The sequence below is a fragment of the Psychrobacter sp. BF1 genome, assembly GCF_019279065.1.
GTDB classification, from domain to species: domain Bacteria; phylum Pseudomonadota; class Gammaproteobacteria; order Pseudomonadales; family Moraxellaceae; genus Psychrobacter; species Psychrobacter urativorans.
Genome location: NZ_JAGYWV010000001.1, coordinates 411,108 through 425,551 on the forward strand (window position 1 = coordinate 411,108; position 14,444 = coordinate 425,551).

10 protein-coding genes and 1 pseudogene are annotated in these 14,444 nt (G+C 42.4%); 5 read left to right on the forward strand and 6 right to left on the reverse strand.

The features are described 5' to 3' along the window. Positions 1–234 precede the first annotated feature (234 nt). Positions 235–1,239 (forward strand): NAD(+) kinase, encoded by a 1,005-nt coding sequence (locus KZA12_RS01670; RefSeq protein WP_201622377.1) that lies wholly within the window; start codon positions 235–237, stop codon positions 1,237–1,239. Positions 1,240–1,284: 45 nt separating this feature from the next. Then, positions 1,285–1,596 (forward strand): YeaC family protein, encoded by a 312-nt coding sequence (locus KZA12_RS01675; protein WP_201622279.1) that lies wholly within the window; start codon positions 1,285–1,287, stop codon positions 1,594–1,596. Positions 1,597–1,742: 146 nt separating this feature from the next. Here KZA12_RS01675 and KZA12_RS01680 read toward each other — a convergent pair whose 3' ends face one another. The 5 genes and pseudogenes from KZA12_RS01680 to KZA12_RS01700 all read right to left on the reverse strand — a co-directional run bounded on the left by KZA12_RS01680 (position 1,743) and on the right by KZA12_RS01700 (position 9,029). Further along, on the reverse strand, positions 1,743–2,117 hold the full coding sequence (locus KZA12_RS01680) for a HopJ type III effector protein (RefSeq protein ID WP_201622278.1): 375 nt from the start codon (positions 2,115–2,117) through the stop codon (positions 1,743–1,745). A gap of 192 nt (positions 2,118–2,309) precedes the next feature. Beyond that, a pseudogene (csrA, locus tag KZA12_RS01685) lies at positions 2,310–2,477 on the reverse strand (carbon storage regulator CsrA); the annotation flags it as partial. 381 nt (positions 2,478–2,858) lie between these two features. Beyond that, a complete protein-coding gene (locus KZA12_RS01690) occupies positions 2,859–4,145 on the reverse strand; it encodes an aspartate kinase (protein WP_201622276.1) in 1,287 nt (428 codons plus the stop codon). A 377-nt stretch (positions 4,146–4,522) separates the two neighbouring features. Continuing rightward, on the reverse strand, positions 4,523–7,195 hold the full coding sequence (gene alaS, locus KZA12_RS01695) for an alanine--tRNA ligase (RefSeq protein WP_201622275.1): 2,673 nt from the start codon (positions 7,193–7,195) through the stop codon (positions 4,523–4,525). Between the two features lie 196 nt (positions 7,196–7,391). Continuing rightward, positions 7,392–9,029, reverse strand: coding sequence for a DUF389 domain-containing protein (locus KZA12_RS01700; RefSeq protein ID WP_218688983.1), 1,638 nt, complete (start codon positions 9,027–9,029; stop codon positions 7,392–7,394). Positions 9,030–9,482: 453 nt separating this feature from the next. On the opposite strand from KZA12_RS01700, the gene KZA12_RS01705 reads away from it, so the two are divergent. Continuing rightward, positions 9,483–9,704 (forward strand): hypothetical protein, encoded by a 222-nt coding sequence (locus KZA12_RS01705; RefSeq protein WP_201622273.1) that lies wholly within the window; start codon positions 9,483–9,485, stop codon positions 9,702–9,704. Between the two features lie 261 nt (positions 9,705–9,965). Here the strand turns inward: KZA12_RS01705 and KZA12_RS01710 are convergent, their stop codons facing one another. Then, positions 9,966–11,372: a L,D-transpeptidase family protein gene (locus KZA12_RS01710; RefSeq protein ID WP_218688984.1), complete on the reverse strand. Its 1,407-nt coding sequence runs from the start codon at positions 11,370–11,372 to the stop codon at positions 9,966–9,968. Between the two features lie 512 nt (positions 11,373–11,884). On the opposite strand from KZA12_RS01710, the gene prmB reads away from it, so the two are divergent. Next, on the forward strand, positions 11,885–13,030 hold the full coding sequence (gene prmB / locus KZA12_RS01715; RefSeq protein WP_218688985.1) for a 50S ribosomal protein L3 N(5)-glutamine methyltransferase: 1,146 nt from the start codon (positions 11,885–11,887) through the stop codon (positions 13,028–13,030). A gap of 206 nt (positions 13,031–13,236) precedes the next feature. Then, complete coding sequence (gene aroC / locus KZA12_RS01720; RefSeq protein WP_216580754.1) at positions 13,237–14,340, forward strand: chorismate synthase; 1,104 nt, start codon at positions 13,237–13,239, stop codon at positions 14,338–14,340. The last annotated feature ends 104 nt before the right edge of the window (positions 14,341–14,444 follow it).

Below are 14,444 nucleotides of genomic sequence, written 5' to 3' on the forward strand. Positions count from 1 at the left end.
AGCGAGATAAATAGATTAGTAGCATTGAGCAGACACTAAGTAGCAGTATAATGCTTCAGAAATAGATATTTGATAATCAATATATGGGGGTTATTATCATTATTAACAATGATGATTGATAAAACGGGCTGGTCTAAGCGCTTATTTCTCGTTATCATTGTTATCAATAAAGCGATGTACCTTCATTAGGCAATTTACTATTGTCTGCCCACTCAACGCTATGCCGAGTCATCTATGGAAAACTCAGCGCAGTCGACAAGATTGCCGCATTTACACCAATCAGAGCTATTTCACGCTATAAAGAACCCAGCATTTCGCCGTATTGGTTTAATGGGTAGAGCTGGAAAGCGTAGTGTGACCCAAAGTTTAGTACAAGTTGCAAATATCGTTAATGAGATGGGTTTGACCTTGATCATGGATGTAGAAACTGCAGAACTGCCTACTTTAGACTTAACAGAAATCGAAAAAGTTAAAATCGTCAAGCGTAGTTTAATCGGTGAGATTTCTGATTTAGTTATCGTAGTTGGTGGCGATGGATCTATTTTGCATGCTGCTGAAGCGCTCGCTCGCTATCGGGTACCAGTACTAGGGGTCAATCGTGGTCGTCTAGGATTCTTAGCTGATGTAAAACCTAATGAGGTGGCCTTAAAGCTACGCCAAGTATTAATGGGTGAGTACCAGCTCGATCATCGTTTCTTACTAACTATGGAGATACGAGAAGGCGATAGGATCATTCATGAGGATATGGCACTTAACGACATCGTGTTGCATGCTGGTAAGTCAGTACATATGATTGACTTTCAGATGAAAATTGATGGTCAAGACGTTTATCGACAGCATAGCGATGGTCTAATAGTAGCAACGCCCACTGGCTCAACGGCCTATGCGTTATCAGGGGGCGGTCCTATTGTTCATCCTAGTATGGATGCTATTTGTCTAGTACCTATGCATCCGCATACCCTGTCGAGTCGGCCTATCGTGGTCAGTGGCAACAGTGAAATTTGCATTCGTATTCATGAGGATAATCGCACTCAGCCTATGGTGAGCGCTGATGGTAAGCCCAGCATTGCCTTAGATCAGCAGCAGCGTCTATATATCCGTAAGCATCCTGATAAGCTGACCTTATTGCATCCGCCTGGCTTTGAGTTCTATGAAGCTTGTCGTACTAAGCTACACTGGAACGTCCATGCTGAAGAGTTCGATCTTGATGATGATGATGATATTATAGAAGGTCAATAAACGTCTTTAATAGTAGCCTGTAAAAAAGTAAGTGGAGCAAATAACATGGATAAACAAAGCATATTAGCCAGTCTAACCCCAGAAGTTGCTGACAAGTTTCGTATGGCTATTGAGTTGGGAAAATGGCCTGATGGGCGCAAGTTGACTGATGATCAGCGTGAGACTTGTATGCAAGCGGTAATGATATGGGAGCATGAACATTTAGCACCTGCTGAGCGCACCGGCTACATACATAAGCCAGTAGCGGCAGATGGCTCTACGGTAGGCGCTGAATGTGATGTGGAACATGAGCATCATTATCCTAATATGCCCAATCCCAAAGGGGCAATACAGCCAGTAAAATTCCGCGACAAATAGATATAGCGCTAAATCTTTACCTGTTAAGCCAATATTATTGCTAATCGGTTAGGCTTAGAGTGCTAATAATCTAGAACCATTAAAAAGAGCCAAGCTATTACTAATAGCTTGGCTCTTTTTGATATTAATATTAAGCTAGTACAGTGCTAAAGCGCAGTAGTATCGACGCTTGGACGTACAGTTAGTGGATTCTTTTGCATCAAGAATCCTTGCCAGCCCCAATGTAGAAAGTTACGAATATTGGCGTGATCAGTACCATTAGGCGTCTCTAGTACTTGGTTATAGTATTCACCAAATAGTTTGAGAGTGTCTAATTGGCTAAGACCATGATGCAGGGCAAAACCAAAAATTTTGGCACTACCTTCGTTATCACCAGCAGCATTATGAACCATGCCATTAGTGAATGATTTAGGAGCGTAACGATAGAAGTCATCAATAAAACTGATAACATCATTGAATCCAAGAGCTCTTTTACTCAAACCATTAAGCAGAGCTGATACGTCTGACTGGCGAATACTCATAAGTAGATGACCTTAAAGCAAATTAAACTAATTAGTATTAAAAGTGTTTAATAGATGCTTATTAGTTAGGGTTAAAAATGAAAGATCTTAATAAGACTCTATAGCAATCGATTATTAACGATTAAAATAGTCCTCATCATCAAATGACGGTGCAAAATTGCCTTGCTCTAAATGCTGCATTTGCGACTGCACCGAACGTTCATCTTGAATACGCTGGTATATCTCTTCACGGTGTACCGCAATATCTTTCGGTGCATTTACCCCGATACGTACTTGGTTGCCCTTAACGCCTAAGACCGTTACGCTAACCTCGTCGCCAATCATCAATGTCTCGCCAACGCGGCGGGTCAAAATCAACATACGTCACACTCCTTATGTCGCAGTAATAAACTATTATGCATGGTGTTATATCTCAGTTGCAGTATACCATCGCTACCAAAAACTAGCCCAATAGTTATAAACTATGAAAAACAGAGTGATTTAACTTGTTAATCATAACCAAAATTAAGGTTCAGTAGATTGTTGAAAAATAGTGCGAATAACGATGATAATAATTAAAAAATTCATCTTGCCCAGATGAAGCGTCTATTATAAGTTGCCTAGTAAGGGCTGTCACTGATTTTCACAAAATTGGTAGGTAAACCCGCCATCAGTAACAATTAATAATAAAAAACAGGATTATAAACAATCCTGTTTTATTAAATTGGGGCTATAAGTCTTTTATAAACTCTATTAGTAAGTCTATTGTCCGGCGACAATACTCTCACCGTCTTCACGGTCAAGACCAAAAGCGGTGTGTAGTGATTTTACTGCTTTATCTAAATATTGTTCTTGAATCAGGACAGATACTTTTATTTCGCTGGTCGATATCATTTGAATATTGATATTGTTTTCAGCCAAAGTTTGGAACATAAGACTAGCTACACCAGCATGAGAGCGCATGCCAACACCGACTAGTGACACTTTGACCACATCGCTGTTACCTAGTACATCAGTAGCACCAATCTCATTTTTAACTTCTTCATTAAGCACCTTCATGGTTTTGTCCATGTCGCTGCGATTAACAGTAAAGCTGAAGTCAGTGGTGCCATTAGTCGATAGGTTTTGTACGATCATATCGATTTCGATATTGGCACGTCCAATAGGGCTAAGGATAGCGGAAGCAATACCTGGGTGATCAGGAACACCGCGTACTACAATTTTTGCTTCGTCACGGTTAAAAGCGATACCTGAAATGATTGCCTGTTCCATACTATCTCCTTCGTCTATGGTAATTAGAGTGCCAACGTTGTTTTTGAAATGCTCGTCAAAGCTGCCATCAGTGTCTGTGTCAAAGCTCGATAATACTCGTAACGGCACGCCATATTTGCCCGCGAACTCTACGGAGCGGATTTGTAATATTTTTGAGCCGAGACTGGCCATCTCTAGCATCTCTTCAAAGGTTATTTTTTCAAGCTTTTTGGCCTTTGAGGTTACGCGTGGGTCAGTAGTATAGACCCCATCAACGTCAGTATAGATTTGGCACTCATCAGCGCCCAGAGCGGCAGCAATAGCGACTCCAGTAGTATCAGAACCACCACGACCTAAGGTAGTAGCATTGCCATACTGATCGATACCCTGAAAACCGGCGACTATCACTACATTGCCCGCATCTAATTGCTCACGAATATTCTTATCATCAATCGACTCAATACGAGCCTTATTATGGGCAGCATCCGTTTTTATCGCTACTTGACGGCCAGTGAATGAGCGTGCGCCAATGCCAAGCTCTTTAATCGCCATAGCTAGTAGCGAGATCGATACTTGCTCACCAGTTGACACCATTTGATCATATTCACGTGGGTCAGGCTGACTACTAATTTGGCGTGCCAAATCGATCAGACGGTTAGTTTCACCACTCATAGCAGAGACTACGACCACGATTTGATGACCGTGGTCGTGCCAACGTTTGACCCGCTTAGCGACATTTTTGATGCGGTCAATACTACCCATTGAGGTGCCGCCGTATTTTTGTACTATTAATGCCATAAAAATTCTTACCTATTATTCACCAAGGGCTATCTATCATGGTCGATTAAAACCAATAGGATTCCGCATCGACATCAATGACAGATAAAGCCGGATTATAAGAATGGGGTGCTAGCCTAGCTCTGCCAGCTTGTATTAGCTTTGCTAGTCATGCTTTGATATACAGATAGGCCATGTACGTTATACCATATTTGCACGCCAAAATTAAGTCGCAAGTATAGTTAGATACATGGCGATTGGTTATAGACAATCATAACCAATCCTAGTAGCAGTTATTATTTATCCTATCTGAGCGCTTGGTACTGTTTAGCCATGCTATCTAGTCATACTGCTTAGCCATACGGTTATAGCAAGTTAGCTATCTCAGGATAGCCAGCTTAGCCCAGTTGCGTTTCTATCCAAGCGGGTAGTGCGCTGATAACTGCTACAGTGTTAGCTGCTTTTGGTGCTCCGCCTTGAGCATAGTCAGGCTTACCGCCACCTTTACCACCAAGCTCACCAGCTAAATGACGAATGATATCACCCGCTTTTATACGACTAGTGACTGACTTAGCAACGTTCGCTGAGAGGGCCAGCTGCTCCTCTTTATCACCAATTAACACTATAACGCTATCAGGTAGTTTTGACTTGATATCATCCATCAAGGGACGAATCGATTTACCGTCAATGCCAGCTAAAGTACTAATCAATACTGGAATACCGGCGATAGTTTGTACTTCGCTGAGTAAATCGGCGGCTTGAGCGCTGGCTAGCTTCTGTTGTAAACGCTCCAGCTGTTTTTCTAAATCGCGCTGCTTATCAGCCATAGTCTGTACCCGTTCGGCAACTTGGGGACGTTTGACTTTTAGCTGGCTGGCAAGAGTACTTAACTGCTCATCATTTTGCTGAATATACTTAATAGCACCCATGCCCGTAACGGCTTCAATACGGCGTATGCCAGCAGCAATACCAGACTCACTAGTGATTTTAAACAAGCCAATATCACCAGTACGTTTGACATGCAGACCGCCACATAGCTCGATAGAGAAAGGCTGCGGTTTGCCATTAACGATGCTATCAGTACCCATAGTTAGCACTCGAACATCGCTACCATACTTTTCGCCGAACAAAGCCATAGCGCCTTTTTGCATAGCTTCATCGATAGACATACTCTCGATATGAGCAGTGGTATTGGCCTGGATTTGTTCATTAACCAAGCGCTCGACTCGGCTAATTTCAGCAGCAGTTACTGGTTGATCATAAGCAAAGTCAAAACGTAGCACATCACTGGAGACCATAGAGCCTTTTTGACTGACTAAATCGCCTAGTACCTCGCGCAATGCGGCGTGTAATAGGTGAGTGGCAGAGTGGTTCTTAGCACTAGCGGCGCGAATACTAGAGAGCACTTGAGCTTCTGCGCTCTGATTGCTATTAATAGTACCCATGTTGACCACCCCATAATGGATGATCGCTTGGCCAGATTTTTTGGTATCTTGGACTTCAAAAACCCCAGAAGCCGTACGAATTTCGCCAAGCTCACCGACTTGGCCACCGCCCTCAGCATAGAAAGGCGTACGATTAAGTACCACAACCCCTTCGTCGCCTTCAGCTAAGCTAGTCACTGGATTACCGTCTTGATAAACAGCGATAACTTCGACATCAGTATCTACTAAATGCTCGTAGCCGATAAACTCAGTAGGATTATCGACTTGAATGACGCTGCTATAATCAACATCGAACTTGCCAGCATCACGCGCTCGAGTACGCTGCGCTTGCATGTGTTCATCGAACTCATCTTCATTGATGCGAATACCACGCTCACGAGTGATATCAGCAGTCAAATCTAGTGGGAAGCCATAAGTATCATAAAGTTTAAAAGCGGCCTCACCTGAGAGTACGTCACCATCTTGCAAGCCATCAAGCTCAGTAGCCAATAAGCGTAACCCTTGTGCTAGAGTCTTAGCAAATTGCGCTTCTTCTTTTTGGATAGCGTTTTCTATGATGCTTTGCTTTTCAGTTAGCTCAGGGTAGGCAGCACCCATCTCAGCAACCAAAGGCGCAACCATTTTATAGAAAAATTCACTCTCAGCGCCAAGCTTGTTACCATGACGCACGGCACGACGAATGACTCGACGTAACACATAGCCACGCCCTTCATTACTAGGCATCACGCCATCAGCAATTAAGAACGATACCGCCCGTATGTGGTCAGCGATCACTTTAAGCGAGGCTTGTTGCTCATTATTAATCTCTAAAACAGCAGCAGCTGCATCCATCAGATGCTCAAATAAATCGATTTGATAGTTACCATGAACGCCTTGCATGATGGCGCTGATACGCTCAAGACCCATGCCAGTATCGACACTAGGAGCAGGTAAAGGCAGCATCGTGCCGTCTTTTTGGCGATTAAACTGCATAAATACACAGTTCCAAATCTCGATATAACGGTCACCATCTTCTTCAGGAGTACCAGGTAAACCGCCTTCTATATCAGCACCGTGATCATAGAACACTTCAGTACAAGGGCCGCAAGGACCTGTATCACCCATAGTCCAAAAGTTATCAGAAGCGTAAGGGGCACCCTTATTGTCACCAATACGGATGATGCGCTCTACTGGAATACCGATATCTTTATGCCAGATGTTAAAGGCTTCATCATCAGTCTCATAGACTGTGACATACAAGCGCTGTTTATCGATAGCTAACCAATCATCTGCAGTCAAAAATTCCCAGATATAAGCAATAGCTGCTTGCTTAAAGTAGTCACCAAAGGAGAAGTTACCTAGCATCTCAAAGAAAGTATGGTGACGTGCGGTATAGCCAACGTTATCTAAGTCATTGTGTTTGCCACCAGCACGTACACACTTTTGCGAGGTCACTGCACGAGTATAATCGCGCGGCTCCATACCCAAAAAAGTCTCTTTAAACTGATTCATACCGGCGTTAGTAAACAACAAAGTCGGATCATTATGAGGAATCAAGCTCGATGAGGGTACTGAGGTGTGCTGTTTACTCACAAAAAAATTGATAAAAGCTTGGCGAATATCGGCTGAGCGAAATGGCTGGCTCACAGCGGCTCCTTACTGGCGGATAGAATAAGTGACAAATGAAATAGAACGAAGTGAAAATGGCGCAAAATTTGATTAAATAATTTTGCAAGCGATTTTAGCACAAATGCTTATAAGGTGTTTGACCATTCACGCTTACGCTTAGCAGTAAATGTTACTGCTAATAGCTTAGGCTTAGTTTTTGTAAAGTACAACGTCATTAGTTGCTCAAGATAGCGGCATCCGTTTTATCCAGCTGGTCGGCAATAAGAGGATCGGACTCAATAACTTGCACTGGTAGATAACGCAGCTGCAGCTTAATGGGTAAGTAATCGGGAAAGTTATCAGCCATATTTTGAGTGATAGTGGCTTCAATTTGACGGACATCGTAAGAGCTAGGCGTAGTCTCACCACGAATAACCGCACGAATGGTTTGGTAACCATTGGTTTTATCAAACTGAGTATTAGTCAATACATTACCTTTATCTATAAAGTAGCTGTTAATCGAGTCTTTCACATTGTTCTCAAAGGTTTGCTGCTTGGCATTGGTATTGAGGTTGATAGTTAAGTAAATACCTAAGCCTACTAACAACAATAAAGTAACCGCATTACGTCGCAAAAAAGTTAAATAAGTATTCGACTTATAATCATCATCTACTAAACGGCGAAAGCCTAAGAACCATAGCACCAGCGCATTAGTGAATTGGATAGCGATGATGTTAGTAATGGCTAGTAGTAAAGCGCCCAGCCCAAGCTGCATCTCACCATTGGCGAATAAGATACCGCTGGCGGCTAAGGGGGGTACTAAAGCGGTAGCTACCGCCACTCCCACTACCGCCACCGATAAGTGCGGCGATACCATGGCATAAGCCCCTGCCGTACCACCAGCTAGCGCTATCATTAGGTCCATCGAGGTAGGCTGAGTACGCGATAAAATCTCTGCGGTCAGCGCTTGATCTTTATGTAACCAGCCGACCACAAAACCTACTAGCACTACTAAAGATATACCAAGCAAGACAGTAATTAACGATTTGCGTAGTAGTGGCATACGGTAATCAATGATAGCTAGCGCCACGCCAGTAATAGGGCCGAGCATCATCGCAACTAACATAGCACCAATGACTACAGCCGCAGAGTTGGTCACTAGCCCGTAGCTGGCAATGATCGCTGACAAGACATTCATCACGAAATACATTTTGCTAGGTAAGGCGTTAGCTTCGATAGTAACCCGTACTTCCGGATAATCTATTTTTTGATCGCTAAATTGTCTAGCAATAAACTGTTTGTAGGACTCGAGTTTGGCTTCTTTGACTTCTTTAACTTCTTCTTCCTCGTCCTGTTCTGCAGATTCCATCGAAGCTATAGACTCTGACTCTAGCGCTGCATTGCTTTTCTTACGGTCTGTTGCCGCTAGTAGAGGGCTATTAGAAGGGCCATTAGCAGGGCTATTAGAAGAAATATCGTCAGCGCCGTTTTTAGCGAGGGGGCTATTAAGGGTGCTATCGACAGTGGTATGACTATTATCTTCAGCGTTTATGTCGATAACATCATTTAACTCTGTATCTAAGCTTGTATCTAAGCTTGTATCTAAGCCTGCGTTTAACTCATCACTAGAGCTTGCAACAGCTTCAATTTCAGGCTCTACAGTAGCGATAACCACATCGGGACTAGGTGAGGTCATTTTTACTTTGAACTTAGAGGGTTGAGCAGCTAAATCGTCTTGAGTGCTTAGCAGATTATCACCATTAGCATAATCTTCATTCTCGGCCTGTGCACTTTGCAAATTAGCGTCTTCGTAACCGTCGCTATTATCAGTTTGTGTTACGGCTGGTTGCTGAGGGTTAGAGGGTGAAGTCATGATAAGGTCACTTTAGTCATAGAATAAGACAAAATTCTTATTGTAATGATAAAGCTCAAAAGATGTCTATATTTTTATGACTCGATAGCAGAGGTTCTGTTAACAATAGGAGTATAAAGAGAAGCTAAAAGGCGGAGGTGTTAGAGGCATGGTAAAAGTAATTATAAATTAATCACGCAGTGGCTATTCATTAAATATTCATTAACTATTTAGTAACTTTATGGTGATTATATAGTAACAAAGTTATCGCTAAGGTTTAATACTGAGTAAAAGGTGGCTATTAGAGATATTTTTTTGCACCTCAAATAACTCCCTAATATTATCATGGTTTTAGATAGGAGTCACTGAAAATAAAAGGCTGTAGCGTCTATTGGAAATACTTACTAATTGTGTGGATATAAGGTATAAAGTAGATATACAAGATAAACACACAACTTAAATAAGGATTAAATTATGAACTGGCCATTATTTTCTGTAATCTACTCTATGGCGTCTACGGTTATCGTCGGAATATTTATGATTACCGCTTTAGTCACGGGTTTCAATGAAATTCCCCATATTCAAATTGCGGTAGCAATAGGTCTGTTAGTCTCTATACCAGCAGGACTATATTTCACTAAAAAAATAGGTAGTATTACTGGTAACGAAGAAGGCTATAAAGACATTATTGCTTAAGCGCTCACTGCGATCTGTTGAGGGACAAGTTTAAATAGTAGCGAAGTTTGAGGAACTAGAGCCTGTTAAACTAGGGCATGTTGAACGAGAGACATAGCACTAATACGCATAGTTATTAATAAATAGAGCAACTAATAGGCATAGTCATTAACTATACTAATAAAAATTATTCCAATAAAAAACAGCTCCCAAAAAAGGAGCTGTTTTTTTATGACTAATTTAGCTGAGATAATAGTTAATTTGCTGTAAAGCTATAACCAATTATTGTAGTACTACAGTAGCACCATTTTCGATATTGGCATAAACCTCAAGTACATCCCAGTTGGTCAAGCGCACACAACCTGCTGACGCTTGGCGGCTGATGCCTTCAGGGGTAGGAGAGCCATGCAAACCATAAGAAGGTTTAGATAACCCCATCCATACTACGCCTACTGGATTATTAGGTCCTGGTGGTAGCATATGTACTTTCTTTTGATCACCTTCGCCAACAGTTGCTTTATACCACGGCATTTTGACTTTATTGACGATTTTAAAAGTGCCTTGTGGTGAAGGCGTGCTACTACTACCAACAGTAGTCGGATAGGTAGCCACTAACTTGTCACCATTATAAGCATACAAAGTTTGATCAGCTTTGTTGGCAACTACTCGGTTAATACGCTGATTAAGTGGCCCACGATTGTTCAATACCGTAATCGTTTCCCCAGCTTTATAAGCTTTATTCTTGTTAAGCTTATCTAGATAACGCACATCCATATGGAAACGCTCACCTAGCATCTCTTTTATATCTTGATAATAAAGACCTTTAACCTTTGATTTTGCCTCTGATCCAGTAGGAGTCGTGGCAAAGTTAGTTTTGAGATCTTCATCAGTCAAAGTATAAGTTACTAATACTGGTTTGTTCGCAGGAATGTTTTTAACTAAAGCATCCCAAGTTTTTTGATCCATTTTACCAGTCGCTGGCAAGCCCTTCATATTTTGAAAGTTGATCAAAGCTTTTTTACTGTTCATGCCCCAGCCGCCATCAATCGGACCAGGAGAAGCATGATTCCAATCCAACAATGCTTGTATCTTGATTGTCATTGCTGAATTGACGTTCATATTCGGCGACCAAGTGGAACCGTTGACTTGTTTAGCATAACTAGACAAGTTCAAAGTAGTATGAGTTTTGCCATCGACATCTTCGATACTCTTGATAGAAGAATCGGTACTAGCGTCTAGACTTGGTTGACTCTCTGCAAGCTCATAAGATGAAGAGTCAGCCGAAGCAAGTGCGGCGGCGCTAGGGCCAGCAACCGCTTGTCCGTCGCTCATGTCGTCAGTGCTTTGAGACTGCTGATCTTTACGAGTCAGCTCTTCAACACTCATATTATCAGCGCTGACACTCGGTGCTACTTGAGTACGCTGATTATCAATCAGTTTACCCATGCTATCCGCAGTCTTAGCGGTTTTAGCTTTAGAGGGCTTACTAGCAGTAGAGTTGGCATCGATAGAACGATTACGGTTCTCTTCAACTTTAAGACTAGCCAACACCGCTATATCCGGCAAACCCGCTGCCGTGCGCACTGGTAAAGTGCGAGCGCTATCAGTAGGAGCCGCGATAGCGCTGATATTGATACCAGCGGTAAGTGCGGCTATTGACATCGAGGTAACGATTAACTTTATCTTCATAATATTTGATCACAAGGTTGCTACTAATGGGACTATTATGCGCATAATTGAGACGCTGCGCAAACTTTTGATACATCTTTTTAAAGCAATAGAATGTTAGACGTCAATAACTGACGTATTCACTACAATACCGTGATAATTGAGTCAACTTTTTCTCTAATTTGGCACTATTCCTCTACTTTAGTAAGCTTATAATCACAGGAGCTGAGACGGTTTTTCTGTTAATAACTTATAAGTAGCTAACAATAGACTACTCGCTAAAGCATAAAAGCAAAAAAGGCCTAAAATTACTATCATACTAGATAGCGACTACAGTTATTGGCGCTGCTATTGATTTGCGTCTATAATAGGGGATAGTTTTTAGTAGACTTTTTTATCTGCTTGCTAAGTTGTTATTTGCACAGCTAGTCACGGTCAAACCATAAAACGTCAGCCGTTTATTCACTCTACTCCCACCTCACCAATGAACACGTCATCCATACGCAATCAACATGTAATTAATAAGGTACGATATGCCAGAAGAACAGACTATGAGCGCCGAAGAGTTTCAAAATCAATATGGCTTTGATGTTGATGACTTTAATCTGGATAATTTACAGAGCGATGAGGAAAATGAGTTTGCTAATTTGCCAGCAGAGCTCGAAGAAGCTCGCCAAGAGCTAGTTAGCATCCGTGACTTTATTCGCTTTGCTGTCACCCAACTGCGCAACTATGATGTAGTAGTAGCCCAGGGAACAACAGACGAATTCGCTGAAGCCGCGGCGATTGTATTGCACTCGTTAGCATTGGACTGGTCTGCTAATGAACAGATTCTAGATTGTCGTCTGACCTCTAGTGAGAAGCAAACAGTATTGAGCTTGTTAGAAGAGCGCATAGCTGAGCGTAAGCCATTGAGTTATTTGGTTAATTTGGCTTATTTCTGTGATTTGCCTTTTTATATTGATGAGCGAGTTCTGATACCACGCTCACCAATCGCTGAGTTGATTCGTCAGCAGTTCTATCCATATTTTGATGCTAATGAGCTGGCCAAACCTTTAGGCACAACAGTCAATGAGCAGTCTACAGCTTTTTATGAGCATGGTTTAGAGATGAAGCAGCTCTCACATCCAGAGCGCATATTAGATTTATGTACTGGTTCTGCTTGTATCGCTATTGCCTTGGCCACCCGTTTTGTCGATGCATTAGTGGATGCAGTGGATATCGATAAAGGGGCGCTAGAAGTCGCTATGGTCAACGTTGATCATCATAATCTCAATCATCAAGTCAATGTGATCGAGTCTGATTTGTTCGCCAAGATACCTGCTGAGAATCAATACGAACTAATCGTCACCAATCCCCCTTATGTCGACGCTGCTATCATGGCTGACTTACCCCCTGAGTTCTTATATGAGCCTGAACAAGCTCTTGCTGCTGGTCAAGATGGCCTAGACCTAGTTCATCATATCTTGTTTGAAGCCGCAGATTATCTGAGCCCTGAAGGGTTGTTAGTTTGCGAAGTTGGTGACAGTGAGTGGGCGTTAAGCCAAGCTTATCCTGATATTCAGTTCGATTGGCTCAAATTCGCTCATGGTGGTCATGGAGTGTTCGCTATAACCTTTGATGAGCTAGTAGAGCATCGTGCGCTGTTTGCTCGTTATGTCAATAATGATGCTAGCTAATATTTATGATGGCAGGATTTGATGGTATTGAACCTTCTACTATTAGAGCATTCGATACTTGATATCTGATGCTTATTGATGCTAGATGAGCACTGTTATCGTTACTAGTAAGCAAGATTTTAATAGTTGATTCGGTAGTTGGGTTAATAGTGGGTTCGATAGTTAGTTTAATACCTAAAGATAAATTTTACTTGTTAAGGATAGACATGGCAGGCAACAGTATTGGTAAGCTTTTTTGTGTAACCACTTGCGGTGAATCGCATGGCGCAGGTTTATTGGCCATTGTAGATGGTGTGCCACCTGGTCTTGAGTTATGTGCGGAGGATTTGCAAATCGATTTAGATCGTCGCAAGCCTGGTACTTCTAAATACTCAACTCAGCGCCGTGAGTCTGATGAAGTCGAAATTATCTCTGGTGTATTTGAAGGATTAACTACGGGTACTTCTATTGGTTTACTTATTCGTAATACCAATCAAAAATCTAAAGACTATAGCGAAATCAAAGATACTTTTCGCCCTGGCCATGCCGACTATACTTATAGCATGAAGTACGGCTTTCGCGACTATCGTGGTGGCGGACGCTCATCGGCACGTGAGACGGCTATGCGGGTAGCGGCTGGTGCTATCGCCAAAAAATACTTGCGAGTGCGCTTAGGTGTGGAAGTGCGTGGTCATGTGACTCAAATAGGTAACGAGCGTAGCGAAGTGCTCGATCCTAGCATTATTGATTGGGAGTTTGTGAATAGCAATCCGTTCTTCTGTGCTGATAAAGAGGCAGTAGGTCGTTTTGAGACTCTAATAGACAGCTTACGCCGTGAAGGTACTAGTTGTGGCGCACGTTTAGAGATTATTGCCAGCGGTGTGCCAGTTGGTTTGGGCGAGCCAGTATTTGATCGCTTGGATGCTGATATTGCTCATGCGATGATGAGTATTAATGCGGTGAAAGGTGTTGAGATTGGTGATGGGATGAAAGTCGCTGAACAATTCGGTCACAAGGCACGTGATGAGATGACGCCAGACGGCTTTACTGCCAATCATGCCGGCGGTATCCTAGGCGGTATTTCTTCAGGACAAGATATTAGTGTGAGCATTGCGCTGAAACCTACCTCTAGTATTACTACTGCTGGCAAGAGTATCAATACTCAAGGCGAAGCGGTTGATATGTTGACTAAGGGTCGTCATGATCCTTGCGTTGGAGTACGTGCAACGCCTATCGCTGAGGCAATGCTGGCTATCGTGTTGCTAGATCATTATCTACGTAACCGTGGTCAAAACGCCGATGTTGAGCCACCAGTAACGTCAATTACTTAGGACTTTATTGCTTGTTAATTGGGCGTTAGCATTAGGCGCAAGTCAAACCGCTATTGAAGCTAGTTATCCTTAAACAACCCTTTACTTTGATCTTACAAGGTAGA